Annotated in this window: 23 protein-coding genes; 10 read left to right on the top strand and 13 right to left on the bottom strand. The window is 66.6% G+C overall.

The window, feature by feature from the left end; all coding sequences use genetic code 11:
• Positions 1-93 precede the first annotated feature (93 nt).
• Together pcaD and N7I30_RS05240 are read left to right on the top strand one after the other, a co-directional pair.
• Complete coding sequence (pcaD, locus tag N7I30_RS05245) at positions 94-900, top strand: 3-oxoadipate enol-lactonase (protein ID WP_498637228.1); 807 nt, start codon at positions 94-96, stop codon at positions 898-900.
• A complete protein-coding gene (locus tag N7I30_RS05240) occupies positions 897-1,967 on the top strand; it encodes a 3-carboxy-cis,cis-muconate cycloisomerase (protein WP_498637226.1) in 1,071 nt (356 codons plus the stop codon). The genes pcaD and N7I30_RS05240 overlap by 4 nt, the downstream gene beginning before the upstream one ends.
• Positions 1,968-2,076: 109 nt before the next feature.
• Here N7I30_RS05240 and N7I30_RS05235 read toward each other — a convergent pair whose 3' ends face one another.
• Positions 2,077-3,501, bottom strand: a complete 1,425-nt coding sequence (locus tag N7I30_RS05235) for a methyl-accepting chemotaxis protein (RefSeq protein WP_498637224.1) — start codon at positions 3,499-3,501, stop codon at positions 2,077-2,079.
• A 141-nt stretch (positions 3,502-3,642) separates the two neighbouring features.
• Positions 3,643-4,389 (bottom strand): DUF3750 domain-containing protein, encoded by a 747-nt coding sequence (locus tag N7I30_RS05230; RefSeq protein WP_498637222.1) that lies wholly within the window; start codon positions 4,387-4,389, stop codon positions 3,643-3,645.
• Positions 4,390-4,473: 84 nt separating this feature from the next.
• On the opposite strand from N7I30_RS05230, the gene N7I30_RS05225 reads away from it, so the two are divergent.
• Complete coding sequence (locus N7I30_RS05225; protein WP_498637220.1) at positions 4,474-5,475, top strand: asparaginase; 1,002 nt, start codon at positions 4,474-4,476, stop codon at positions 5,473-5,475.
• 15 nt (positions 5,476-5,490) lie between these two features.
• Here the strand turns inward: N7I30_RS05225 and N7I30_RS05220 are convergent, their stop codons facing one another.
• Both N7I30_RS05220 and meaB read right to left on the bottom strand, forming a co-directional pair.
• On the bottom strand, positions 5,491-6,312 hold the full coding sequence (locus N7I30_RS05220; RefSeq protein WP_187390315.1) for an NYN domain-containing protein: 822 nt from the start codon (positions 6,310-6,312) through the stop codon (positions 5,491-5,493).
• Between the two features lie 108 nt (positions 6,313-6,420).
• On the bottom strand, positions 6,421-7,425 hold the full coding sequence (gene meaB, locus N7I30_RS05215; RefSeq protein ID WP_498637218.1) for a methylmalonyl Co-A mutase-associated GTPase MeaB: 1,005 nt from the start codon (positions 7,423-7,425) through the stop codon (positions 6,421-6,423).
• A gap of 193 nt (positions 7,426-7,618) precedes the next feature.
• Between meaB and pqqA the strand changes: the two genes are divergently transcribed.
• Genes pqqA through pqqE form a run of 5 tightly spaced genes read left to right on the top strand, consistent with a single transcriptional unit; the run spans position 7,619 to position 10,837 of the window.
• Entirely contained in the window at positions 7,619-7,696 is a 78-nt protein-coding gene (gene pqqA, locus N7I30_RS05210; RefSeq protein WP_007067894.1) for a pyrroloquinoline quinone precursor peptide PqqA, read from the top strand.
• 42 nt (positions 7,697-7,738) lie between these two features.
• Positions 7,739-8,653, top strand: coding sequence for a pyrroloquinoline quinone biosynthesis protein PqqB (pqqB, locus tag N7I30_RS05205; RefSeq protein WP_230785741.1), 915 nt, complete (start codon positions 7,739-7,741; stop codon positions 8,651-8,653).
• A complete protein-coding gene (gene pqqC, locus N7I30_RS05200; protein WP_277023031.1) occupies positions 8,650-9,423 on the top strand; it encodes a pyrroloquinoline-quinone synthase PqqC in 774 nt (257 codons plus the stop codon). Before pqqB ends, pqqC begins: the two co-directional genes overlap by 4 nt.
• Positions 9,420-9,698 carry a pyrroloquinoline quinone biosynthesis peptide chaperone PqqD gene (pqqD, locus tag N7I30_RS05195; protein ID WP_024349005.1) on the top strand — a complete coding sequence of 93 codons (279 nt, stop codon included), beginning with the start codon at positions 9,420-9,422 and terminating at the stop codon, positions 9,696-9,698. Before pqqC ends, pqqD begins: the two co-directional genes overlap by 4 nt.
• Positions 9,695-10,837 (top strand): pyrroloquinoline quinone biosynthesis protein PqqE, encoded by a 1,143-nt coding sequence (gene pqqE / locus N7I30_RS05190; RefSeq protein WP_228238018.1) that lies wholly within the window; start codon positions 9,695-9,697, stop codon positions 10,835-10,837. Before pqqD ends, pqqE begins: the two co-directional genes overlap by 4 nt.
• Before the next feature lie 53 nt (positions 10,838-10,890).
• On the opposite strand, the gene N7I30_RS05185 is transcribed toward pqqE, so the two are convergent.
• The 7 genes from N7I30_RS05185 to N7I30_RS05155 form a co-directional block, all read right to left on the bottom strand.
• Positions 10,891-11,613 (bottom strand): N-acyl amino acid synthase FeeM domain-containing protein, encoded by a 723-nt coding sequence (locus tag N7I30_RS05185; RefSeq protein WP_188074840.1) that lies wholly within the window; start codon positions 11,611-11,613, stop codon positions 10,891-10,893.
• Positions 11,614-11,864: 251 nt separating this feature from the next.
• Positions 11,865-13,802, bottom strand: a complete 1,938-nt coding sequence (locus N7I30_RS05180; protein ID WP_498637215.1) for a putative bifunctional diguanylate cyclase/phosphodiesterase — start codon at positions 13,800-13,802, stop codon at positions 11,865-11,867.
• A gap of 153 nt (positions 13,803-13,955) precedes the next feature.
• Positions 13,956-15,002 (bottom strand): magnesium transporter CorA family protein, encoded by a 1,047-nt coding sequence (locus N7I30_RS05175; protein ID WP_498637213.1) that lies wholly within the window; start codon positions 15,000-15,002, stop codon positions 13,956-13,958.
• Positions 15,003-15,096: 94 nt separating this feature from the next.
• Positions 15,097-17,259: a methylmalonyl-CoA mutase gene (scpA, locus tag N7I30_RS05170; RefSeq protein ID WP_491390410.1), complete on the bottom strand. Its 2,163-nt coding sequence runs from the start codon at positions 17,257-17,259 to the stop codon at positions 15,097-15,099.
• Positions 17,256-18,692 carry a methylmalonyl-CoA mutase subunit beta gene (locus tag N7I30_RS05165; protein WP_498637210.1) on the bottom strand — a complete coding sequence of 479 codons (1,437 nt, stop codon included), beginning with the start codon at positions 18,690-18,692 and terminating at the stop codon, positions 17,256-17,258. The genes scpA and N7I30_RS05165 overlap by 4 nt, the downstream gene beginning before the upstream one ends.
• A gap of 178 nt (positions 18,693-18,870) precedes the next feature.
• Positions 18,871-20,598 (bottom strand): HWE histidine kinase domain-containing protein, encoded by a 1,728-nt coding sequence (locus N7I30_RS05160; RefSeq protein WP_188074835.1) that lies wholly within the window; start codon positions 20,596-20,598, stop codon positions 18,871-18,873.
• A 179-nt stretch (positions 20,599-20,777) separates the two neighbouring features.
• The gene (locus N7I30_RS05155) at positions 20,778-21,152 is read right to left on the bottom strand and encodes a hypothetical protein (protein WP_024348997.1); all 375 of its coding nucleotides are present in this window, start codon (positions 21,150-21,152) and stop codon (positions 20,778-20,780) included.
• A gap of 199 nt (positions 21,153-21,351) precedes the next feature.
• Between N7I30_RS05155 and N7I30_RS05150 the strand changes: the two genes are divergently transcribed.
• Both N7I30_RS05150 and N7I30_RS05145 read left to right on the top strand, forming a co-directional pair.
• Positions 21,352-23,022 carry a helicase HerA-like C-terminal domain-containing protein gene (locus N7I30_RS05150; protein WP_188074834.1) on the top strand — a complete coding sequence of 557 codons (1,671 nt, stop codon included), beginning with the start codon at positions 21,352-21,354 and terminating at the stop codon, positions 23,020-23,022.
• A gap of 112 nt (positions 23,023-23,134) precedes the next feature.
• A complete protein-coding gene (locus tag N7I30_RS05145) occupies positions 23,135-23,374 on the top strand; it encodes an NINE protein (protein ID WP_155898361.1) in 240 nt (79 codons plus the stop codon).
• Positions 23,375-23,416: 42 nt separating this feature from the next.
• Here the strand turns inward: N7I30_RS05145 and N7I30_RS05140 are convergent, their stop codons facing one another.
• Positions 23,417-24,988: an FAD-dependent oxidoreductase gene (locus N7I30_RS05140; RefSeq protein ID WP_498637208.1), complete on the bottom strand. Its 1,572-nt coding sequence runs from the start codon at positions 24,986-24,988 to the stop codon at positions 23,417-23,419.
• 163 nt (positions 24,989-25,151) lie between these two features.
• Positions 25,152-25,856 carry a L,D-transpeptidase gene (locus N7I30_RS05135; protein WP_024348994.1) on the bottom strand — a complete coding sequence of 235 codons (705 nt, stop codon included), beginning with the start codon at positions 25,854-25,856 and terminating at the stop codon, positions 25,152-25,154.
• Between the last annotated feature and the right edge of the window lie 107 nt (positions 25,857-25,963).

Raw genomic sequence — 25,963 nt, 5'->3', positions numbered from 1 at the left:
GGGGCGTTCGGCACGGACGCCGCGACGGGCTTTCTTCCGCCGCCGCCACGCCTATGATCGGCGAACGGAGCAAGCAACAAGGATACCGCAGCAATGGCATTCGAACGGGTCAACGGCGTCGTTCTCCATCACAAGGTCGAGGGGAACGCGGCAGGGCCGACGCTGCTCTTCGCCAATTCGCTCGGGACCGATTTCCGCATCTGGGACGCCATGGTGGCCGATCTGGCGGCCGATTACCGGATCGTTCGCTACGACAAGCGTGGTCATGGCCTGTCGGAGGCGACGCCGTCACCCTATGCGATGGAAGACCACGTCGCCGACCTCAAGGCGCTGATCGATCATCTGGGGCTTGTCGATCCGCTGGTCGTCGGGCTGTCGATCGGCGGCATGATCGCGCAGGGGCTCGCCTCGCAGCATCCGGGCGTCGCCAAGGGGCTGGTGCTGATGGATACGGCGCATCGCATCGGCTCGGACGAGCTGTGGAACCAGCGGATTACCGCGATCGAGGCGGACGGCATCGCGGTCATTTCCGACCAGATCCTGCAGCGCTGGTTCACACCCGGCTTCCGCGCGCCCGGCAAGCCCGACTTCGTCGGCTATTCCAACATGCTGCTGCGCACGCCGCTGGCCGGCTATCTGGGCAGTTGCTGCGCCCTGCGCGATGCCGATTATACGGAGGCGACACGAGCGCTGACGCTACCGGTACTCTGCGTCGTCGGCGACCACGACGGCTCGACCCCGCCCGATCTCGTGCGCTCGACCGCTGATCTCATCGCCGGCGCGCGCTTCGAGATCGTCGAGAATGCCGGGCATCTGCCATGCATCGAGCAGCCGCAGGCGACGACGCGCCTGGTCGCGGACTTCGCGGCGGAGGTGTTCGGCGGCGCGGGCAACCAATGACGGCAGCCGTCTTCTCCAATCCGATCCTCGCCGGTCTCCTAGGGGACGAGGAACTCTCCTCCTACTTCACCCCCGCATCGGACATCGAAGCCATGCTGGCCTTCGAGACGGCGCTGGCCGAGGCCGAGGCCGCGGAAGGGCTGATCTCCGCAGAATCCGCTACCGCGATCGCGGCACGGACGGCGGGTTTCACCCCGGACATTGCCGGTCTGGCGGAGGGAACGGCCCGCGACGGGGTGGTCGTCCCGGACCTGCTGCGGCAGCTCAGGGACGATCTCGCCGACGATCATGCGGCGGCGCTGCACAAGGGTGCGACCAGCCAGGACGTGATCGACGCGTCCATGGCGATGCGCATGCAGGGGGTGTCCCTCGTCCTCGACCGGCGGCTGGCCGCACTGGTCGACGGGCTGGCAGAGTGGAGCATTTCGGCGGGCGATGCCGAGGTGATGGCCCATACCCGCATGCAGGCGGCCCGCCCGACCCGGTTCCAGCGCAAGCTGTCGGCGTGGTCGGACCCGCTGGTGCGGTGCCGGCTGCGGCGCGAGGAGATCGCCCCGCGGGCCTTCGCGCTGCGGTTCGGTGGCGCCGTCGGGGACCGTGCCGGTCTCGACGGCAGGGGGGACGCGATTGCCGCGCGCGTCGCCGAGACACTGGGGCTCTGGTCGGCGCCGGGCTCGCTGCATTCCGACCGCGACGGCATCGTCGAGTTCGGCACCTGGCTGTCGCTGATCACCGGCGCGCTCGGCAAGTTCGGGCAGGACGTCGCACTGTCGTTGCAGAACGAGGTCGGCGAACTGGCGCTGCAGGGAGGTGGTGGCTCTTCGGCCATGCCGCACAAGCAGAACCCCGTCGGGGCGGAGGTACTGGTCACGCTGGCGCGCTTCAACGCCACGTTGGTCTCGGGTCTGCACCAGTCGCTGGTGCATGAGAACGAGCGGTCCGGTGCGGCCTGGACGCTGGAATGGATGATCCTGCCGCAGATGGCGATGGCCGCCGGCGCGGCGACGCGCACGGCGCGGGATCTGCTGGGCCGGTTGTCACTGGCGCAGGCGGCACGAACAGGCTGAGCCGATCGCGAGCGGCACGGAAACTCCGCTCGTGTTTCCGGCCTTCTTCGAAACGCGAACGCGTTGCCTGGCTCAACGATCGGGCGACGCGCCCTCGTCTGGCTGCCGTTCAGGCGGCGCGGTCGAGGCGCGAGCGCGCAGCGGGTTGCTGCGAGCCGCTGCGCTGATGGACGGCATCGTCGTCCAGGCGGAAGCGTTCGACCACATCGCCGAGATTGCGCGCGTCAGCCGCCAGTGCCTGCACGGCGGCGGTGGTCTCCTCGACCAGGGCGGCATTCTGCTGGGTCGCCCGGTCCATCTCGGCCGCGGCGCCGGAGACCTCCCTGAGGCTCGTCGCCTGCTCGGTCGCGGAGACCGCGATCCGGCCGATGACGTCGGTCATCGCGGCAACTTCCTGGACGATCTCGTCGAGGCTGCGACCTGACGCGGTGACGAGTTCGACGCCGTTCTTCACCTCCTCACCCGAGGCCGAGATGAGCAGCTTGATCTCCTTCGCCGCATCGGCGGAGCGCTGGGCGAGGCCGCGCACTTCCTGCGCGACGACGGCAAAGCCCTTGCCCGCCTCGCCAGCACGGGCCGCCTCGACGCCTGCATTCAGCGCCAGGAGATTGGTCTGGAAGGCGATTTCGTCGATCACCCCGATGATTTCGCCGATCTTGTGGGACGAGGTCTCGATGCGGCTCATCGCGGCGACGGCGCGGGAGACGACCTCGCCGCCCTTTTCCGCCTTGTCGCGGGCGGCGGTCGCGACGGTCCGCGCCTGGCTGGAACTCTCGGCCGTTCGGTTGACTGCCGCCGTCACCTCGCCGAGGGCCGCGACCGTCTGCTCCAGGGACGCTGCCTGCTGCTCGGTGCGGTGCGCCAGATCGGCGGAGGATTGGGCAATGCCGCCCGTCGCCTGCTCGACGCTGCCGACGGTAGATGCCACTTCGGCGAGCGCGTCGGCCAGAGCGCCGATGGCGCTGTCGAAATCGGTGCCGATCTTGCCGAAGGCGGCCGGCAGCTTCGTCGCAAGGCGGGCACGCAGGTCGCCGCCGGCGATCTGGTTCAGCGCCGTCGCCAGCGTCTCTATGGCGCGAGTCTGCTCTTCCGCGGCTCTAGCTTCTGCAGCCTGCGCCTTCGCACCCTCCTCACGCATCTCGACCATCACCGTGAGGTCGACGAGGAAAGTGACATAGGCCGGCTTGCCGTTGATCTTCGTCGCCATGATGGTGACGAAGCCGGGGAAGGTGGTGCCGTCGAGGCGCTTGGTCGTCCATTCAAAGCGCGCCGCGCCGTTCTTCGTCGCCTCGGCGAGAATGTCGTGGAGCCGGGCGTCGCTGCGACTGCCGTCGGGCTGGTTGTCCGGGGAGATCGCCTTTGGGGTGAGGCCGACAATGCCCTCGCGCTTGCCCCTCAGCATCGCCTCGGTCGCGGGATTGCAATCACGGATCACGCCGTCCTGAAGAACGTAGTAGCCGTCGGGCGAGACTTCGATCACCGCGTCGGCGAACTGCTCGCGATAGCTTCTCTGTTTGCGCATCATCTGCAGCATGCCGGCGTCTCCCCCGCAACAATTCCGGGAAGCCTAGCAAGTCGTGGTGAACGAAAGGTTGCTGTTTCCGCGCGTGAAGCATCGGTGCGGGGCGGCATTGCATGTTGCGTTCGCGAACACGTCCGTCTTCTTGGCGTTCCGCTAGGTCCCGCGCAGGGCGTAGGTCCCGAAGGCCGGCACCTTGATCGCCAGGCGGCGGGGGTCCAGCCCGGCGACGAGGCCGAGGAAATTGACCTCGACGCCGGAGTCCCAGCCGACGACGAGGCCGGCATAGCCCCACAGCGATAGCCGGAACTCGGCTCGGTAGGGATCAAGCGCGACGAGGCGCCCCTCTGAAGGGTAGTCGCGGCCGATCGCGGCGGCCGGCAGGGTGGCGGCGATGCCGGGCACGGCGCGCATCACATGGGCGACGAAGGTATTGGAGTTCGGCCCGGGGAAGATGTGGTAGCCGCCCGAAGCCGCGAACGGGTAGGAGGCGATGGCGTCCCGGACCTGCGGGATCAGGCGTTCGGCGCGCTCTCCCGTGACGGCGACGACGATCTCGGGAACATTGGAGTACCACAGGCCATCGGCCGGCCGGTGGTTCTGCCGGATCGGCATGCCCCAGCCGACCTTGTCCCAACGATCGTAGGGGCTGGCGCCATCGTCCTTCACGACGATCCAGGAATGCTGCGAGACGGCGCCCTTCATTCCGCCGGTGCGCGCGGCGAGAATGTAGAGGGCCGCCGGCGTGTCTTTGGCCGGCACCGGCAGGATCTGGGCCGAGCTCCAGTCCGCCTGGCGCCACGAGCCGGGATGTTCGCCGGTCCACCAGAGCAACGCGGAGAGGGCCGCCGGCAGCACATAGACTCCGGCAATGAGAAGCAGCAGCAATTTCAAGGGACGCATCGGCTCGCGGGCAGGTGGCGGGGGGCGTGTCGGACTGATATTGAGGCGACGTTTCGAAACAGCAGCTTAAGGTCGAGGTGCCCAATGGCAAACCCGGTTCTCGTGGAAGTGACCCGCGGCGGTATCGTGGAGAGTTTCCATCGCGGCGGTTTCGCGCTCGTCGATGGTTCGGGCGAGATGATCGACCATCGCGGCGACATCCTGCGGCCGGTGTTCCCGCGCTCGGCGATCAAGGTGTTCCAGGGCATTCCTCTGATCGAGACCGGCGCCGCCGATGCCTACGGTTTCGGCGACCGGGAACTGGCGCTGGCCTGCGCTTCCCATTCGGGTGAGGACGGCCATGCGCGTCTGGCGGCGGAGATGCTGGCGAAAGCTGGGCTCGACGGCACGGTGCTCGAATGCGGCTGCCACTGGCCGTTCGACGCCTCGGTGTCGCGCGATCTTGCCCGGCGCGGCGAGAAGCCGACGGCGCTGCACAACAACTGTTCGGGCAAGCATGCCGGCTTCCTGTGCACGGCGGTGCATCAGGGTGAGGAAACGCGCGGCTATGTCGGGCTCGGTCATCCGGTGCAGCAGCGCGCCAAGGCGGTGATCGAGGATCTGACCGGCTTCGATCTGAATTCCGATGTCTGCGGTACCGACGGCTGCTCGATCCCGACCTTCGCCGCGCCGCTGAAGAGCTTTGCCCATGGCTTCGCCAAGCTGGTCAGCGGACATGGGATTGCGCCCGAGCGCGCAGCTGCCGGCCTGCGCCTCATCGACGCCTGCATGGCCCATCCCTGGGAAATGTCGGGCACCGGCCGGGCCTGCGAGGCCTTGATGCAGGCCGCACCCGGCCAGGTTTTCGCCAAGACCGGTGCCGAGGGCATGTTCTGCGGGGCGTTGCCCGAGCTCGGCCTCGGCTTCGCGCTGAAGATCGACGACGGCGCGACGCGGGCCAGCGAAGTGCTCGCGGCAGCGGTCATCGCCGCAGCGCTGCGCAGCCACGATGCCGATCTGGCGGCCCGTTTCGATGCGCTGTCCATGACAACCCTGCGCAACTGGGAGAAGACCGAGGTCGGCGCCGTCCGGGCGACGCTCGACTAGTCCGGCGTCAGCCGATCAGCTCCAGTCGCTCTTCGGCGCCGACCGCGTCCGCTCGCCGCTCTTGGCAGGGCTGCGGGTGGAGCGCCGGCGCGGCGCCGGTTTGGTCGTCGGCTTCAGCCGGATGTCGACGCTGCCGCCTTCCGGGTCGTCCACCTCGAACAGATCGGTCGAGCGCACGAGGTCCGACAGCTTCTTGAAGCCGTAGGTACGCGGATCGAAGTCCGACGACAGGTTGAGAAGCTGCTTGCCGAAGCTGCCGAGATTCACCCAACCATCCTCGGTGTCCATCTGGTCGATGACCCGCTTGAGCAGTTCGGCGGCTTCCTGCGGCTTGGCGAGCGGCGCGCTGGTCGGCTTGCCGTCGTCCTTCTCCGGCGCGATGCGCTGGGGCAGCAGGTTCTCGGTGTAGATGAAGCGACGGCATGCCTGGCGGAAGCTCTCGGGGGTCTTCTGCTCGCCGAAGCCGTAGACATCGACACCCTGCTCGCGGATCCGCGCCGCCAGCCGCGTGAAATCACTGTCCGATGAGACCAGGCAGAAGCCGTCGAAGCGTCCGCTGTGGAGCAGATCCATCGCGTCGATGACGAGGGTGATGTCGGAGGCGTTCTTGCCGGTCGTGTAGGCGAATTGCTGCTGCGGGATGATGGCGTGGCGCGACAGCACGTCGGCCCAGCCCTTCGAGCGCGACGAGGAGAAGTCGCCGTAGATGCGACGCACGCTGGCTTCGCCGATCTTGGCGATTTCCTCGAACAGGCCGTCGGCGATCCGCGATGAGGCGTTGTCGGCGTCGATCAGCACGGCTAGGCGCGCGGTGCGGTCGGGTCTCGTGTTGGACATGCAGAAATCCTTGGCTCTCGTGAGAGGCGATCTAAGGCGCGCGGCGCCGGTGCACAGGCATCGGCTGCGACACGCGCGAAATGGATGTTTGTGAGGGTGGCGAGGTCGTCATCGGTTCCCGCCGGAGCGGGGCAGACCCAGATGGTCGAGGATATCTTCGGCAACGGCCGAGGGTGCCCGCTCCCCGGTGCGCACGGCGTTTTCGCCGGCGGCGATCTCAGCCGGCCAGTTCGGCCCGGACAGGACACGCCGACGGATCGCGGCGTCGAGGCTGGACCACAGCCAGCGCACGCGCTGGTCGGCCCGGCGCTCGTCCCAGGCGCCGTTGTCGCGATGCACCTGTCGGAAGCGTTCGATCTCGCTCCAGAGCGCGTCGAGCCCGGTACCGGTCATGCCGGAAACCGTGGCGACGGGGACGCGCCATGCGGCCGAACGCGGCGCCAGTATGTTGAGCGCCGAGCGGATCTCGGAGGCGGCGGTCTTCGCCGCGTCGACATTGCCGCCATCGGCCTTGTTCATGGCGATGATGTCGGCGACCTCGAGGATGCCCTTCTTGATCCCCTGCAATTCGTCGCCGCCACCGGGGATCATCAGGAGAAGGACGAGATCGACCATCTCCGCCACCGCGACCTCGGCCTGGCCGACCCCCATGGTCTCGACGATCACCACGTCGAAGCCGGCGGCTTCGCAGAGAAGCATCGTCTCGCGGGTCTGGGCGGCGACGCCGCCGAGCGTGCCGGAGGATGGGGAGGGACGGACATAGGCACTGCGATCGACGCTCAGCCGCGCCATGCGCGTCTTGTCGCCGAGAATCGAGCCGCCGCTGCGGACCGAGGACGGATCCACCGCCAGCACCGCGACCCGGTGCCCCTTCGCCGTGAGCATGGAGCCGAAGGCGTCGAGAAGGGTCGACTTGCCGACCCCCGGAACGCCGCTGAGGCCGATGCGGATGGCGCGTCCGGTCTCCGGCGCGAGACGATCGAGCAGCGCGGCTGCCGTCGCGCGATGGTCGGCCCGGGTCGATTCGACCAGGGTGATCGCTCGCGAGAGCGCGGCGCGCGATCCTTCGAGCAAGGATGCCGCCAATGTGTCGGGATCGGTGAAATCGGCCATGGGAGCCTGCAATAGTGGGCCTCGGCCTGGCTGTCGACCGTAGCGGCGCCGTATGGGAAACATTCCCGATAACGGCTCCCACCGGTCTTTGTGACCCCGCGTGGCTTTCGATGATGAAACGCTTTTGCTAGCTTTCCGTTGGTGGGTACAGCGATCGACCTTCTGTCGGTCGCGGCACTTTGGGAGAATGACAATGGCCTGGAACAAGCCCGTTATCACGGAAGTCTGCGTCGCGATGGAAATCAACGGCTACATGCCGATCGAATTCTAATTGTCGATTGCACATGATAGCCGCGGGCGGGCACAGACCCGCCTGCGGCTTTTTGTATTGGGCTCCGCTGCCGGCGGCGGCTATCCCCAGTGGAACTGCCTCTGTGACGTGTGCCGCCTCTACTGGACCGGCGACACCCGTGTCAGCGCGCGCTCGCAATCCTCGATCGCCGCGACGGCGGACGGTGAGAACTGGCTTCTTCTGAACGCCTCTCCCGACCTGCGCGAGCAGATCATGCGATCCCCGCCGATCTCGCCGATGGCCGGGGCTGCCGATACGACGCGGCGTGCGTCGCCGATCGGCGCGGTGCTCGTCACCAATGGCGACGTCGATCATGTCGCCGGCCTCCTGACATTGCGCGAGAAGCAGACTTTCCCGCTCTACGGAACGGCAGGCGTTCTCGACGTCATCCAGCAGAACCCGATCTTTTCCGTCCTCGACCCCGCTTGTGTTGAGCGCCGGCCGGTCGCGGTCGGGCAGGTGTTCGAGCCGGTGCCCGGACTGGAGGTCGAGATCTTCTCGGTTCCCGGCAAGGTCCCGCTCTACCTGGAAAAGGGCGAGGTCGACGTCGGCGAGGAAGGTGAGATGACCGTCGGCGTCCGGCTGACGGCGCATGGCCAGACCGCCTATTACATTCCCGGCTGCGCCGCGGTCACGGAACCGCTGCGCGAGCGCGTGCGGGGCGCCGACGCGCTGCTCTTCGACGGCACCGTATTCGAGGACGACGAGATGGCGCAGGCCGGCGTCGGTCCGAAGACCGGTCGGCGCATGGGCCACATCCCGATCTCGGGCGAGGGCGGCAGCCTGAACGCCTTCGACGATCTGGGGATCGGCCACCGGACCTATATCCACATCAACAACACAAATCCGATCCTGATCGAGGGATCCGACCAGCGGCAGGCTGTCGAGGCAGCCGGCTGGCAGGTCGCGAAGGATGGCATGGAGATCGCGCCATGACGGCCATGATGGATCGCGAGGCCTTCGAGGCGGCGCTGCGCCAGATCGGCGCCGAGCGCTACCATCACCTGCATCCGTTCCAACAGATGCTGCAGAATGGCGAGTTGAGCCGCGAGCAGGTGCAGGCCTGGGCCCTCAATCGCTACTACTACCAGTCGCAGATCCCGGTGAAGGATTCGCATATCCTGGCACGTCTGCAGACGACGGAGCTGCGGCGGGAATGGCGCCAGCGGATCATCGACCACGACGGACAGGAAGCCACCGAGGGGCAGCCGGCGCAGCGCGGCGGTATCGAGAAATGGATTGCCCTGACCGATGGTGTCGGCCTCGATCGTGCCTATGTGGAGAGTGGCGCCGGTATCCTGCCCGGCACCCGTTTCGCGGTCGATGCCTATGTGCATTTCGTGCAGGAGAAGACGCTGCTGGAGGCCATCGCCTCGTCGCTGACCGAGCTGTTCTCGCCGAACGTGATCGGCACGCGCGTGCGCGGCATGCTCGAGCATTACGACTTCATCTCGCGCGAGACGCTGGCCTATTTCGACAAGCGTCCCGTGCAGGCCAAGCGTGATTCCGATTTCGCGCTGGAGTATTGTCTGGAGAACGCCCGCCGGCCGGAAGAGCAGGAGGCGGTGCTGAACGCCCTGCGCTTCAAGTGCCACGTGTTGTGGGCGCAGCTCGACGCCCTGTATTTTGCCTATGTCGAGCCGGGCCTGACCCCGCCCGATGCCTGGCAGCCCGGCACGGCAGAGAAAGAGAATCCGAGATCATGACCGAGATTGCCGACACCACGATTCCGAAGCTGCCGCACGGCGTGAAGTTTCGCGAAGACAAGGTCCGCGGCAATTTCATCCTGGTCGGCCCGGAGCGGATCTTCAATGCCGACGGCGTTGCGACCGAGATCCTGAAGCGGGTCGACGGCAAGTCCGATTTCGGCACGATCGTCCGCTCGCTGGCCGAGGTCTTCGCCGCTGACGAAGCCACCATCCGCCCCGATGTCGCGAGCTTCCTTGTCGATCTCAGCGACAAGCAAATGGTGACGTTATGAACGAAGCCGTCTTTCCCCAGCCGGCCGGCGAGCCGGTCGCGCAGCCGACGCCGGCGCCACCGCTGGGCCTTCTGGCCGAACTCACCCATCGCTGCCCGCTGCGCTGCACCTATTGCTCGAACCCGCTGCAGCTCGACGGCCGATCCAGCGAGCTCGATACCGAGACCTGGAAGCGGGTGTTCAGCGAGGCCGCCGAACTCGGCGTCATCCATATCCATCTGTCCGGCGGCGAGCCGACGGCGCGCAAGGACATCGTCGAGCTGACCCGCCACGCCAGCGAGGTCGGTCTCTACACCAACCTGATCACCTCCGGCGTCGGCGTCAGCGACGACAAGCTGGATGCGCTGCTGGAGGCCGGCTGCGACCATATCCAGCTCTCGCTGCAGGGGGCGGATGCCCAGATCACCGAGCTTGTCGGCGGCTATCGCGGCGGCTTCGAGAAGAAGGAAGCCTTCGCCCGCTCGGTGGTGGAGCGGGGCTTCCCGCTGACGCTGAACGCGGTCATCCACCGGATGAACATTCATCAGGTGCCGCAGATGATCCAGAAGGCCGTCGATTTCGGCGCCAAGCGCCTGGAGATCGCCCATACGCAATATTACGGCTGGGCCCTCAAGAACCGGGCACAGCTGATGCCGGCGCGCGAGGACGTCGACCGGACGATCACCGAGGTCGAGGAAGCGCGCGAGCGGCTGAAAGGCACGCTGGTCATCGACGCGGTGTTCCCGGACTATTACGCCAAATATCCCAAGCTGTGTAACGGCGGCTGGGGCGCGCGGACGCTGAGCGTGACGCCGGCCGGGCGGGCGCTGCCCTGCCACGCCGCCGAGACGATCAAGCATCTGGAATTCTGGTCCGTGCAGGACCATTCGATCGCCGACATCTGGTCGTCGTCGCCGGCTTTCGAGGCCTATCGCGGCACGTCGTGGATGAAGGAGCCCTGCCGCTCCTGCGAGCGCCGGCATATCGATTTCGGTGGCTGTCGTTGCCAGGCGCTGGCGCTGACGGGCGATGCGGCCAATACCGATCCGGCCTGCATCAAGTCGGACATGCATCAGCGCCTCGGCGAGATCGCCACGACGGAATCCTCGGCGGTCGTCGACCCCGGCGCCGCCGTCTATCGGGGTTTTCGCGCCGGATAGCCGCCCGCGTCACCGGGCCCCGGGACGGGGCGCCGGCTGCGCGCCGCGTTTTCTCAGGCCGTCATGCCCGCCGTCTGTCCCGTCGCCTGCTGCCAGGAAAAGCGCCGCGCGGCATTGTCGTTGGCCGAGCCTGCCCAGCGCGCGCGGTCGACGAGGCTGGTGGACGGGCCGTACAATTCCGCCCGTTCGCCGGCCGTCGACTGGAACACCGGAAACTTCGGATGGAGTTCGCGGCGCAGCGTCTGCATGTCGTTGTAGCAGAGCGCGATCGGCTTCTTCAGTCCGGGATAATGCCGGGCCGGGGTCCGCGGGTGAAGAAGGCAGATCCGGTCGTAGAAGGGCACGTGTTCGGGCCGGACCGTCGCCAGCATGTATGTGGCGTCGAAATGGTCGGCGAGCATGGAGCCGAGCCTGAGGCCCGCGAAGGGGAGGAGCGTCGTCATCTTCCGGACGCTGTGGTCGACGACGAAGCGGGTCGGGTCGACGAAGCTCTCGCCCTTGTCGAGCAACGGCGTCAGTTCGGCACCGAAGACATCCATGGCCGGGCCGACGCGGCATTCCGGGGTGGTGATATGCAGGCGGATCGAGGCGACGAGGGCGTCATCGATCTCAATGCCCAGAACGAATGCGTTCACATCCTCGTCGTGACGATCTGAGAACATGCGGGACGGTGCTTCGCCGATCGCCCCTTCGGCAAGATACGCATCATAGCGCAGGCGATAGATCTTTTCGCGATCGGTATCGCTGGTGGCCTGGAAATAACGGACGCTTCTCATCACGCTGGATATCTGAGAGCGACCGGAGAGTTTGCCAGACTTGCTCGTGCCTCGTTCCATGCTTCGTCAGTCCCCGCTGCATTTGACGACGATATCGTTCAAATTGTGTAGACAGGATTACGCATTTTTAAATATATGCAAAGCTGATATTGGAAAATTAGTTAATTTCCGTTAATGAATCGCCCGCGACGTTGATTCTGTTCACGGAATCGCAGTGCGACTTGTGGGGCTGGTGGGAAATCCAGCGCCACTTACTGTCCGGCAATGGCGATCCGCGGACGGCTCTCGGCCATCTCACGGCCGGCCGAACTGCTGGCCCTGAGTAGCGTGCCGATGGCCGTTTCGGGCAAGGGTCGTCCGAAGACGAAGCCCTGGATCTGCGTGACCTGCGGGTCCGAAGAGACGAACTCCAGGAGCTCGATCGTTTCGACGCCCTCCACCACGATGCGAAGGTCCAGCGACGCGACGAGGTGCACGAAGCCGCGCAGGAGCGACTGGCGTCGCTTGTCGGCGATGATGCCGGTGAGGAAGGACCGGTCGATCTTCACCTTCCCGATCGGCAGACGCGCGATGTAGCTGAAGTTCGAGAAGCCGGTGCCGAAATCGTCGAGCGCGATGGAGATACCCATGTCGCGCAAGGCTTCCAGCTTGGCAAGGACGGGCTGGTGCTCGCCGAGGAGCAGGTTCTCGGTGATCTCGATCTCCAGCCGTCGCGGATCGAAATTCGTTTCACGCAACGCGGTGGAGATGACCTCGACCATGTCGGCGCGCAGCAACTGGCTCGGCGAGAGGTTCACCGCAACGGCGACGGAAGACGGCCAGTCGCTGGCGATCCGCATCGCCTCGTAAAGCGTCCAGTCCGTCAGCATCCCCATCAGGCCGGTTTCTTCGGCCACCGGCAGGAATTCGCCCGGCGAGATCATGCGCCCGTCCGGCGCCATCCAGCGGATCAGCGCCTCGCAGGTGGAAATCCGCAGGGTGTTCGGCTCGACGAGCGGCTGGAAGAACAGGCGAAGCTGGTTGTCCTCGAGCGCCAGACGCAGACCGGTCTCGATCCGGAGGCGATTGGTCTCGCGATCCAGCATGTCGGCGGCGAACATGCGGGCCGTACTGCGGCCGGCGCTCTTGGCCTGGTAAAGGGCGGTGTCCGCCTGGCGGGTAAGAAGCTCGGCGTCCTCGCCATGCAGCGGGAAGAGGGCGGTGCCGATGCTGCAGCCGGTCGCGGCCGGCGCGCCTTGGATCATGAAGGGTTCGCGCATCGCCTCGACCAGCCGGTCGGCAAGGCCGGCGGCCGCTTCGGCATCTGCGCCATATTGCAAAATCAGGAACTCGTCGCCGGCGAAACGCGAGATGAAGCCGCTGGTCCCGACGACGTCGCGGAACCGCCGTGCCGTCTCGATCAGGACGGCGTCGCCGGCCTTGTGGCCGAGCGTGTCGTTGATCCGCTTGAACCGGTCGAGGTCGACGAAATGAACCGCGAAGGGCTCGTAGGTGTCGCGGGTCAGCTCGTCGAGGCGGCGATTGGTGTAGGCCCGGTTGGGCAGATGCGTCAGCGTGTCGAAATGCGCCAGTTCCTCGTTCATGCGGGCCGCGCGCAGCGCCCCGAGGAAGGTCTCGCAGATCCGTCCGTTGGTCCTCAGAATACCGGCGAAGAACACCAGCAGGATGAAGGCGTAGCCGACGTACCAGGCCGTGCCCTGGATGAGCAGGCCAGCGACCATCGGCACGGCTGCGGCTGCGGTCTGGACGCGGGCGATCAGCGGGCTCGGGAAATTGCGCGCCTGGATGCCGATCAGATAGCCGATGGCCGTCGCGAAGGAGACGACCTGCGCGAAGGCGCCGCCGCCGACGAGGAAGACGATGGTGGTCCAGGCGCCGACGCTGGCGACATGGACGGTGCCGAGGACGAGATAGAGCCGTTCCCAGAAGACGACGTCGAAGTCGGCATTGTGGGAGCGCTGCCGGACCATCAGCATGGTCACCAGGCGGATCGCGGCAATCAGGGAGGTGAAGGCGACGACGCTCCACAGGGCGTTCTGCCCGGTCTGGATCGCGGTCATGGAGGCGCCGACAGCGACGGCCACCGAGGCATAGGCGAAGGACAGCATGTCGCCGTGCAGCGAGCGGACGATCTCGACGCGCTCGCTCGCTTCCCATCCGCCCAGCTGCAATTCTCGGGTCAGCAGCATACCGTCGGCCTCGCTTTCATCAGCGAAACTTGATCGAATTTCGTTAAGAGATCATTTAGCTACTTCTGCGCGATCATGCTCGGCCAATACACGCGGGGCCGAGATCGGTAATCTGCAAAGCCGCAAAACGCTGCGCGTAGACCCCGCGACCGGCTAGAGCCAGTTCTTGTAGCGGAACAGGATCATCGGGACGATTGCGGAGACGACCATGGCCGCGAGCGCCAAAGGGTAGCCGAACGTCCAGCCCAGTTCGGGCATGTGCGTGAAGTTCATGCCGTAGATCGATGCGATGAGGGTCGGTGGCAGGAACGCCACCGCCGCCACCGAGAAGATCTTGATGATGGCGTTCTGCTCGATCGAGATCATGCCGACGGTCGTGTCGAGCAGGAAGGTCGTCTTGTTCGACAGGAACGAGACGAAGTCGTTGAGCGAGTGGACGTCGCGGGACATGGCCTTGACGCGCGGCCTGGTGTCCCGGCTCGACGGTTTGCGACCGTCCAAGACGAGCTGCAGGAAGGGCAGCAGCCGGTCGAGGGTCGCGAGGCTCTCGCGCACCCGCGACGTGAGATCCCCGGCCGCCCCGATCCGCCGCAGCAGCGACTTGAAGTCCGCAGTGCCCGTCGGCTTCTTTCTCGCCGACGAGGAGAAGATGTCGTCGCCGATCCGGTCGAGATCGGCGGAGATGGATTCCAGGAGATCCGCGACCCGGTCGATGACGGTCTCAAGGAGGCCGATCAGGATGCTGTCGGCCGTCGGCGTCCCGGGGTGGCTCGCCGTCTTGGCGGTCTGCGTCGGCTGCGGGCTCTCCGGCGACATATGAGCGGCGTTGGGTGTCTCGCGGCAGAGCTTTGCGGCATAGATCGCGAAGCTCTTCGGCTCGCTGTAGCGCAGGGTGATCAGCCGGTCGCCGGTCCGGATGAAGGTGACCGGCGCGAAGGACGGCTTGCCGCTGTCGAGGCCGAACACCACCGAGGCGGTCATGAAGTCGGCGCCGTCTTCGGAATAGAGTCGGCTCGAGACCTCGATCTCGTCCATTTCCTCGCGGGTGGGCACGTCGATGCCGCACAGCCGTTCGACGGCGGAGACGTCGTCCGCCGTCGGGTTGAGCAGGTCGAGCCAAACTGCCTCGGCCGGGATCGCGTCGCCCTGCACCGAACGGGGGCGCATGAACCGGCCCGAGGGCGTGTAGGCCTCGATCATGGACGCCATCCGCCGAAGGAGAGGGATCGCCAATCCCCACAGGGATTGCCGCTCGATGGCGCAAGCGCACCGATGCCGTGGGTCGTCACGCGCTCTACTCTGCCGCCAGCTTGCCGTGTCCGAGATGGGCGGCGAGGGACTGCAGGAGATCTGCCGCCGCTTCCGCGACGACGGTGCCCGGCATGAAGATCGCCGCCGCGCCGGCTTCCTTCAGCGCCGGGACGTCCTGGGGCGGGATGACCCCGCCAACGACGATCATGATGTTCTCGCCGCCTTCCCGGGCGAGGGCGGCCTTCAGTTCCGGCACCAGAGTCAGGTGACCGGCGGCCAGCGACGAGGCGCCGACGATATGGACGTCGTTCTCGACGGCCTGGCGGGCCGCTTCCTCCGGCGTCTGGAAGAGCGGGCCGATATCGACGTCGAAGCCGAGATCGGCAAAGGCCGAGGCGATGACCTTCTGGCCCCGGTCGTGGCCATCCTGGCCCATCTTGGCAACGAGGATGCGGGGACGGCGTCCCTCGGCTTCGGCAAAGGCCGCGCTCATCGCCTGAACCTGCGCAACACGATCCGCCATGGGACCCGCCTCCCGCTTGTAGACACCTGCCACGACCTGCGCCTTGGCGACATGGCGGCCGAACACCGTCTCCAGCGCATCGGCCATCTCGCCGACGGTCGCCTTGGCCCGGGCCGCCGCAATGGACAGTTCGAGGAGGTTGCCGTTGCCCTCGGCTCCAGCTGTCAGCGCCGACAAGGCCGCCTTGGTCGCGGCATCGTCGCGTTCGGCCCGCAATTGCTGCAGCTTCTCGATCTGCTGACGCCGCACATCGGCATTGTCCACCCGCAGGACATCGACCTCGTCGTCGCTGGCATTGCGGAAGCGGTTGATGCCGACGACGGTCTGGGTGCCCGAGTCGATCCGCGCCTGGGTCTTGGCCGCGGCTTCCTCGATCCGCAGCTTCGGCAGGCCCTTTTCGATGGCCTTCGCCATGCCGCCCATCGCCTCGACCTCGGCGATATGCGCGAGCGCCTTTTGCGCGAGAAGATGGGTCAGCCGCTCGACATGGGCCGACCCGCCCCAAGGATCGATCAGGCCCGTCGTGCCGGTTTCATGGGCGAGCACGAGCTGGGTGTTCCGAGCGATGCGGGCGGAAAAGTCGGTTGGCAGGGCCAGCGCCTCGTCGAAGGCATTGGTGTGCAGTGACTGGGTATGGCCCTGCGTCGCTGCCATCGCCTCGACGCAGGTTCGCACCACGTTGTTCATCACGTCCTGTGCCGTCAGCGACCAGCCGGAGGTCTGGCAATGGGTGCGCAGCGAGAGCGAGCGCGGATCCTGCGGCGCGAAGTTCTCCTTCATCAGCGCCGCCCAGATCAGCCGTGCGGCCCGCAGCTTGGCGATCTCCATGAAGGCGTTCATGCCGACGGCCCAGAAGAAGGACAGGCGCGGCGCGAAACGGTCGATGTCGAGCCCGGCCGCGACGCCGGCGCGAGCATATTCGATGCCGTCGGCGATGGTGTAGGCGAGCTCCAGGTCGGCCGTCGCCCCGGCTTCCTGCATGTGGTAGCCGGAAATCGAGATCGAATTGTATTTCGGCATGTTCTTCGAGGTGAACTCGAAGATGTCCGAGATGATCCGCATCGAGGGCGCCGGCGGATAGATATAGGTGTTGCGGACCATGAACTCCTTCAGAATGTCGTTCTGAATGGTCCCGGAAAGATCCGCCTGCGCGACACCCTGTTCCTCGGCCGCAGCCACGTAGAGGGCGAGGACGGGCAGCACCGCGCCGTTCATGGTCATCGACACGCTCATCTCGCCGAGCGGGATGCCGTCGAAGAGCTGGCGCATGTCGATGATGGAATCGATGGCGACGCCCGCCATCCCAACGTCCCCCGCGACGCGCGGGTGATCGGAATCGTAGCCGCGATGGGTGGCGAGGTCGAAGGCGACCGACAGCCCTTTCTGGCCCGCGGCGAGGTTGCGGCGGTAGAAGGCGTTCGACGCCGCGGCGGTGGAGAAGCCGGCATATTGCCGAATGGTCCAGGGCTTCTCGACATACATGGTCGGGTAGGGGCCGCGCAGATAAGGCGCGATGCCCGGCTGGGTATCGAGGAACGGGTAGCCTTCCAGTTCCTGGGAGCCGTAGGCGCCGCCGAGGGTGATGCCTTCGGGCGTTTCGAACCCGTCGGTCGTCGACGCTTGCGGCGCGGCTGCGTTCGGGCGGCTCCAGCCGATCTGCCTGAAATCCGGAATCGCGCTCATCGGCTGGCCTCCGAAGTTTCGCTGAGACGGTGCGGACGCAGGGGCTCGCAGCGCATGTCGCCGTCGGACGCCGCGAGATCGCTTCGATGGGCGGCAAGGATCGTGTGATCGCGCTCGCTCTCAAGAGGATAGAGGCTGGCGCCGATCACGACGGTCTTGCCCTCCTCCAGCCGCCGCTGGCGTTCAAGGCGCGCGTCCATGACCCGGCTCTGGAGGGCGCCGGTCTTCAGGCTGGCGACGATGCCTCCTTCGGCCTCGATCTCGCGGAATTCGTTCCAGGCGGCTTCGGCGGTCAGGTCGGTCAGCGCCTCGATGCTGCCGGAGCCGGCGGCGGGATCCGCGACCAAGGCGAGGAAGCTCTCTTCCTGCAGGATGATCTGCAGATTGCGGGCAAGGCGTCGCGCCGCGCGATCGGCAAGGCCGAGCGGCGCGGTATAGGGCAGGACGGCCAGGCTGTCGGCCCCGCCGGTGCCCGCGGCGACGGCCGCAATGGTGGCGCGCAGGATGTTGGTATGCGGGTCCATGGCAGCCATCATCCGCCACGACGTCTCGGCATGGATACGGGTCGCGGACGGCGCATCCCCGCCGCAGGATTCCAGCAGCTTCGCCCAGAGCAGGCGCAGCGCCCGCAGCTTGGCCGTCTGCTCGAACTGGCGCTGGTCGACGGAGAGGGTGAAGCCGATCGCGGAGGCGACGTCGGCGACGCTCAGGCCGGCCTCGGTCATCGCGCGCAGGTAATACAGCGCGGTCGCGAGAACGGCGCCCAGTTCCTGCGCGGCGGTGGCGCCGGCGTCGTGATAGAGGCGACCGTCGGCCTCGGCGACGCGGCCGGTGAAGCCACTGGCGCGCAGCCCCTTGGTGGCGCGTCCGGCATGGGCCCGGAAGGCGCTCTCGGCGCCGGGAAAGCTACCGGTGAAGGCAAAGGGGCCGACCGCATCGAGGCAGAGATCGATCGCCAGCGTCTCGAATGCCTGGTCCCGCGTTTTCGCCAGCGAACGCAGGGCATCCACGGCAATCCGGGCATCCATATGCGGTTCGATCCGCAGGGAGATCATGGAGAGATCAACGCCGTCGAGGGCGTGGGCGATCGCCTCCGCCTCCATCGGCAGGCCGAAACCATGAGCCGAGGCCGAGCCTGCAAAGACCAGGGACAGTGCGTTGGCGCCGCCTTCGAGATCGGCCAGCGCCTGCTGGTTGGCACGGGCCGGATCGGGGTCGTCGACCCGCTGGACGATTTGCCAGGGACCGGAGGTCGCACGTGCGAGCGGCGCAGCGGTGCGGCGCCCGTAGAGGGGACCGTAGCCGAACCCGTCCTCGGCTGTCGTCACGAGGGATTCGAACGATCGACCCTTCAGGCCCTTTTCGACGCGCGCTCGCCAACCGGCTTCGTCGACTTCCGGAAACTCGATGGCTTCGATCGTCAGCGCCGTCATGGGCCCTCCTCGTGCTGCCTGGTCGCGGCCATCCCCGAAAGGCGGTCGCGAAGGTCAGGCGGCCTGGCTCCCCCGCCTGTCCTTCTCACTCGTCCGGCTGCTTCCATAGGCTGTCCGGCCGGGAAACGAAACTGGCGTTGCCATGGCGTCTGGCCAGACCCGCGCTTGCCCGTGCGAGCTAATGCGGGATCACGGCGTCAGAGGGCGCTCGCAATTGCCACACCACGCCCGAGACCGCGTAGTCCATCTCGACCGAGCCGTTCAGGCCGCGCGAGGTCATCTTCTGGGTAACCAGCGTGCCGAATCCCGAATGCTTGGGCTCGATCACGGGCGGTCCGCCGCTCTCGCTCCAGGTGATGGTGAACTCGGCATCCATCGACCAGGAGATCACGACCTTGCCCTCCGACGTCGACAGGGCGCCGTATTTGACGGCATTCGTGGCCAGTTCGTGCAGGGCGAGGCCGAGGGTCTGGGCCGCGGTCGGGTTCAGCCGGACCGACGGACCGCGGACCTCGATCTGCTCGCCCCCGGCGCCGAAGGCATGGAGCTGGGCGTGCACGAGATCCTTGACCATGGCGCTTTCCCAGGCGCGGCTCGACAGGAGATCGGCCGAGCGGGCCAGCGAACTCAGCGCCTCGGAGAGGGTCGCCAGGAACTGCGTGGTGTCGGCGCTTTCCTTGGCCGCCCGGCGCGCGATGGCCGCGATGAGAGCGTACTGGTTCTTGGCGCGATGGGTCATCTCGCGCATCAGGAAGCGGTTCTGTTCCTCGGCGTCGCGGCGCGCGCGGGACGCCTGGGCCAAGACCTTCGACACCTCGGCAACCTCGGCGATGTCGGTGCCGATCGTCGCCGCGGGCTCGCCGGCGCCGATGGCGGCAGCCTGCTTGGACAGTTGCAGGATGGGTGCGGCAATGCGGCGACCGAGCAGGATTCCCAGCACGATCGAGAACATCAAAAGCACCGTGCCGGCGCTGATCAGCAACAGCCAGGATCGCAGGACCGGCTGCACGATGACCGAGTTGGGCACGGCGAGCGTCGTCGTCCATCCGGTCAGGCTGGATACGGTGGAGGCTTCGATCAGGTCGCGGCTCATGCGGGCGCCGAGCGTCTCGATGATCGAGGGATTGTCGTAGGAAATGCCCTGCTGGGCCTCCATCCGGCCTTCGCTGGTGACCGCGGCGAAGACCCGCTTGCCGTTCGAATCCTTGATGATGGCGGACCATTCGCGCGGCAGGTTGCGATCGGCAATCACCGCGCTGAGCGTATCCGCGGCCTTGCTGATGATCAGGACGTAGGAGACGTCGTTGCCGCGAAACACCGGCACCGCGACATGGAACACGAAGCGTTCGGAGCGATCGCCGAAGAACACGCCGGACACGGTCGGCTGACGGGTCTTGCGCACCCGGTCGACCGTTTCGGTGTAGCTCATGGCGCGAACCGGAGCCGGATAGGGATCCAGCGTCGAGGCGACGATCCGACCGTTCGGCTCCACGAGCGCGGCATCGGTGTTGGTGGTTTTCAGCGCCGCGACCGTGCGGGCGTGGAACCCGGCCAGTTCACCCTCGGCCAGGGACGGCGAGGAGGCCAGCACCCGGCCAGTGGTGATCATGCCGTAGATCTCACGATCGACCGCGTTGGAGATGATCTCGGCGGTGTCGTTGACCTGGGCAGCGGCGATCTCGCGCTGCTGGGCGGAGAATTGCAGGATCAGGAATGCGCTGAACAGCAAAGCCGGGATCAGGACGATGACCGCGAACAGTACCAGATGCGCGAGGAGCGGCGGTCGCCGGAACAGGCGGGAAAGGTTGAACGACCCGGCAGCCCACGAACGCGTCAGCGAAGAACGCAGCCGGGACACATGCTGAGGGGTGGCGCCCGGTTCGGCGCTGATGGGATCAGATGTCATTCAAGGACCTCGCTCCCCCGATGACGTCGTGTTCCTTCAACACGGCCACATTTCCGTTGTTCGCCAAGACCATAGGCGAAGGCAACGGCTTTATCCAGCGCGCGGCTGGCGGTCTGCGCGGAAAGGTGGCCGGCCCGGCAACGAGGCCGGCCATGTCATGGCGTCCGGGGCGCTGCCGCTCAGATATACTGCGACAGGCCGGGCACGGAGGAGAGGGCCTTGTCGACGGTCTCCGGGTCGGTCTGGGTCTTGGCGAAAGCCACCAGCTCGCGCGCCACGGTCTGGATCTCGCCCATGCCGAGGCCGAGGCCCATGAGCTTGGAGCCGAGGCCCATGATGCCGCCGCCGAGCATGCCGCCCATCAGGCCGCCGCTGCCGCCTTCGCCGGCGGTCGCCATCGCGTCTTCGGCGCCGGGCGTCTCGGCGATCATCTTGCCGACGGCCGGATCGTCCCCTTCGGCCTTCACGAAGGCGAGGATGTGCCCGACAGCCTTCTTGGCGGCGGCCTCGTCGATACCGGTCTCGGCGGCAATCTTGGCAAACAACTCGTGCATGGATGGTCCTCTTGGATCGGAGGCTCTGCCCCGGACATGCCGCGGAAAACCGGCCCTTGGGGGGTCGGCGCGAATCAGCGGGACTTTGGCAAAGCCGGCGGGGGCACGCAATTGCAATCGGCGACGGCGCCCTGATGTGCGCTTGTGTCGCCGGAAGACCGGCATGTAAGCTCCGGCCTCCGCAAGAGGGGGACGCCGCATGCTCGAAGACGGTCGGATATATCTGGGATCCAGCCGCGACCCGAAGGACGCGATCAAGAAGGGCGAGTATCTCGACCTGACACGCGCCAATCGCCACGGCCTGGTGACGGGCGCGACCGGTACCGGCAAGACGGTGACCCTGCAGATATTGGCGGAAGGGTTTTCGGAAGCCGGCGTGCCGGTGTTCTGCTCCGACATCAAGGGCGATCTGTCCGGCGTGTCGCAGCGCGGCGAGGGCAAGGATTTCCTCGTCGCCCGGGCCGAGGCCATCGGTCTCGATCCCTATTACCACGACCTCTATCCCGTCGTGTTCTGGGACGTCTTCGGCAAGAAAGGTCACCCGATCCGCGCCACCATCTCCGAGATGGGGCCGCTCCTCCTGTCGCGGCTGATGAACCTCTCCGACGCGCAGGAAGGCGTCCTCAACATCGTCTTCAAGATCGCCGACGAGGAGGGGATGCTGCTCCTCGATCTCAAGGATCTGCAGGCGATGCTGGCCCATGTGGCCGAGAATGCCGACGATGTCTCGAAGCTCTACGGCAATGTCGCCAAGGCTTCGGTCGGCGCGATCCAGCGGTCGCTGCTGGTTCTGGAACAGCAGGGGGCGGAGAATTTCTTCGGCGAGCCGGCGCTGGCGATTGCCGACCTCATGCGCACGGACCGGGACGGGCGCGGCATCGTCAACATGCTGGCCGCCGACCAGCTGATGATGAACCCGCGGCTCTACGCGACCTTCCTGCTCTGGCTGCTGTCGGAACTGTTCGAGGAACTGCCTGAGGTCGGCGACCCGGACAAGCCAAAGCTCGTCTTCTTCTTCGACGAGGCGCATCTGCTGTTCGACGACGCGCCGAAGATCCTCGTCGACCGGGTCGAGCAGGTGGTGAAGCTGATCCGCTCCAAGGGCGTCGGCGTGTATTTCGTGACGCAGAACCCGCTCGACATGCCCGAGGGCGTTCTGGCCCAGCTCGGCAACCGGGTTCAGCACGCGCTGCGGGCGTATACGCCGCGCGAGCAGAAGGCCGTGCGCACAGCGGCCGAGACCTTCCGCCCGAACCCGGAATTCGACTGTTTCGAGGCCATCACCAAGCTCGGTGTTGGCGAGGCCTTGGTCTCGACGCTCGACAAGAAGGGCGTGCCCTCCATGGTCGAGCGTACGCTGATCCGTCCGCCGGCCGGCCGGCTCGGTCCGGTGACCGAGGCGGAGCGGGCGCAAACGATGGCGAAGAGCCCGGTTGCGGGCCAGTACGACCATGCCGTCGATCGGGAATCGGCCTATGAGATGCTGATCGGCCGGGCCGAGGATCAGCTCGCGCAGGAAGAAGAGCAGCGCCGGCTGGAGACAGAGCGGAAGGAAGAAGCGGCACGGCGCGCCGACGCCGCGCGCCGCCGCGAAGAGGAAGAGCGGGACGCGCCGCCGCCTCGCCGGACGCGGACCGGTTTTCAGCTTCCCGATTTCGGCCTTGGCGGCGATGGCCGCGACGACACCCAGGAGGTGGAGGAGGCAGAGCCCGCCCCGCGCCGCCGCTCGGCGCCCCGTCGGCGTTCGTCGGGCTATCAGCGTCAGACCGTGACCGAGACCATCATGAAGCAGGTCGGCCGCACGGTCGCCTCGACGGTGACCCGGGCGATCCTGCGCGGCGTTCTCGGCAGCCTGAAACGCGGGAAGTGACGCCACAAGAGGGAATGCGCCGCGGCCGCGGCGGCGTCGGGGCCGGGCGGCGGCTTTCAAACCGGCGCGCCCGTCCCCATTTGTCAGGTGACGCGGAATGGAAGGAATGGGCATGAACCGGAAGTCGACACTCGCATCCTACATCCTCTGGCTTCTCTGTTTTGCCGGGATTTGCGGGCTGCACCGGTTCTATCTCGGCCGGCCCTGGACCGGATTGCTGTGGCTCCTGACCCTCGGTCTGCTCGGCATCGGGCAGATCATCGACCTCTTCCTGATCCCGGGCATGGTCCGCGAGGAAAATCTCGAAAGCCGCATCGACATGATGGAGCGCGAGCGGGGCCGTCTGTCGTAAGGTGTTGAGGGCGGCGCAGATGCGCCGCCGTCCTGTCCGGGGTCAGTTCAGCAGCCTTGCGGGTTGCCAGCCTGCCGCGGCCAGATCCGCAACGGCTGGCGTGCGGTCGTCCAGCATGACCGCGTGCAGATCGGCCGTCGTATCGGCCTTGCCCCGACCCAGTGCCGCCACGACGCGGCCGGCGACGATGTAGAAGGCGGTGTAGCTGCCCGTGTCGAGGTCGCCCTCGATGTGGATGTCGTCGTAGCTTCGGGCGTTTCCGACATAGTGGATCGGCCCGTACTGGGCCGACCAGAAGAACGGCACGCCGTCGAAGGCACCGGCTTTCCCGAGCATCGCTGCGGCGGCGTGGCGACCATGCTGCTCGGCGACCCGCCAATGCTCGATGCGCGTGCTGTAGTCCCGCCCCGCCAGCGGAAAATTTGCCACGTCGCCGCCGGCAAACAGACTTGCATCCACCGACAGATCGGCGGCGACATCGATCCCGCCTTCAACTGCGTCGCCGAAGAGCTCCAAGCGAGGCCTGGCGCCGACCGCGATGAGGACGACCTCGGCCGGGATTCGGATGCCGTCGGCCAGATGAACCGTGTCGACCTTGCCGTGCTTCGCCTCCAGTTCGGAGACGACCGAATTGGTGCGCAGATCGACGCCTTTGGCCCGGTGCTGGGCTGCGATCTGGCCGGCCACCGCGTCCCCGAATTTCGAGGCGAAGGGCAGGGTCTCGCGGGAGATCACGGTGACGGTCTTGCCGTTCTGGACGAGACCGGCAGCGATCTCCATGCCGATGAAGCCGGAGCCGATGATGACGACCCGGTTGGCGGCATCGACGGCGCCCTTGATCGCCTTGGCGTCGTCATGGCTGCGCAAAGTGAAGACGTTCGGCAGGCCGGCATTGTCGAGCGGGAGCGTGCCGGCACGGCTGCCCGGCGCAGCGAAGCACTTGTCGTAGACGAGACCCGCATTGACGCCGTCCTTGCCGCGGAACTGGATGGTCCGCGTGGCGCGGTCGATCCGCGCGACCGGCTCGGTCATCCGCTCCACCACGATCGCGTCGAGACCGCCATCGCCAAGGAGCGGCAGGCCCGCGTCGGATTTCTTGCCCTGCATGTAGGCCTTGGACAGATCGGTGCGATCGTAGGGCGGTTCGCCTTCGTCGCCGAACAAGACGATACGGCCGTCGAAACCACGGCGCACCAGTTCCTGGGCGCAGGCAACGCCGGCAGCCCCGGCACCCACGATGGCAAAGAGACGGTCACCGCCCGCCTTGCGCGCCGCGGGATCCACCTCGGGCCGATGGACGCCGGCGCCGTCGGGGATATCGACATGGACCCGGCCTGAGGCGATCTCGGTGGTGAAATGGTTGAGGCAGCCCTGTCCTGGCGGCTCGATGTGGTCGCCGCTGGTCAGGTCGAAGATGGCATGATGCCACGGGCAGATGACCCGGTTGCCAATGCGGGTGCCGTTCTTCAGCGGCGCGCCCTTGTGCGTGCAGATCGCACCCGTGGCGTGGACCGTGTTGCCGTCGCGGATGAGCAGCACCTTCAGGCCGTCGAGCTCGACTTCGGTCATGCCGGTTTCGGGCAGGTCGGCGAGTGCGCAGACGTCATGTTTCATGAAAATGCGGTCCCTTGGCCGGATCTGGAAGTCTTCCAGCCAACGGGGCGCAAGTCGGGACGTTCCGTCCGCGACCTCGGGCCGCGGCAGTGATCCGGCAAGCAAAAGGGGCGAGCGGTCCGGCCGCTCACCCCCTCATGTCAGTAGGAAATTCGCTCTGCGATCAGGCGACGAGACCGCCCTGGCGGACCAGAACCGGCGAACCCGACGGAACGCGGTCATACAGGTCGATGATGTCCTGGTTCATGAAGCGGATGCAGCCCGACGAACCCGACGTGCCAATGGTCCAGTATTCCGGCGACCCGTGCAGGCGATACAGCGTGTCCTTGCCGTTCTGGAACAGATAAAGCGCGCGGGCCCCCAGCGGGTTGTCGATGCCCGGCTCCATGCCGTCGGCATATTGAGCCAGTTCCGGCTTGCGGGCGATCATCTCCTTCGGCGGCGTCCAGGTGGGCCACTTCTTCTTCCACTGGATCTTCGCCCGGCCCGACCAGCCGAAGCCTTCGCGACCAACGCCGACGCCGTAACGCATAGCGCGGCCGCCGGGCTCGACGACATAGGCGAACTTGTTGGCGGTATCGACAACGACCGTGCCAGGCTTCTCACCGGTGGGATCGGCGACTTCCTGCCGGTAGTAGATTGGGTCGACGCGGCTCAGATCGATGGCCGGGATCCGGTAGCCTTCATCCACCACGGCGTCGTACATCGCGCGATACCGTGCCGGAGCGCCGCCCTGCGGTGCGGGGTAGGGGGCGACGGAGGCGATGCGCGCGCGCGAGCCGCTGGTGCAGCCGGCAGCAAGTGCAGTCGCGCCAATGCCGAAGCCCAAGAGCAGCCTGCGCCGCGAGAAATGTGCGGAATTTTCCATTGTGGTCCAGCCTTCAATTTTTCTTGGCGGGATCGGTAGACGCGCCCCGCTTTTGGCATTCGCAGGCAAAACCTGCAGACTTCGGAGAAGTTCCGCAGCCATCACAG

Origin of the sequence: Aurantimonas litoralis (assembly GCF_026153195.1) — a bacterium.
GTDB lineage: Bacteria > Pseudomonadota > Alphaproteobacteria > Rhizobiales > Rhizobiaceae > Aurantimonas > Aurantimonas coralicida.
This window is presented reverse-complemented; position numbering and strand designations above follow the sequence as displayed.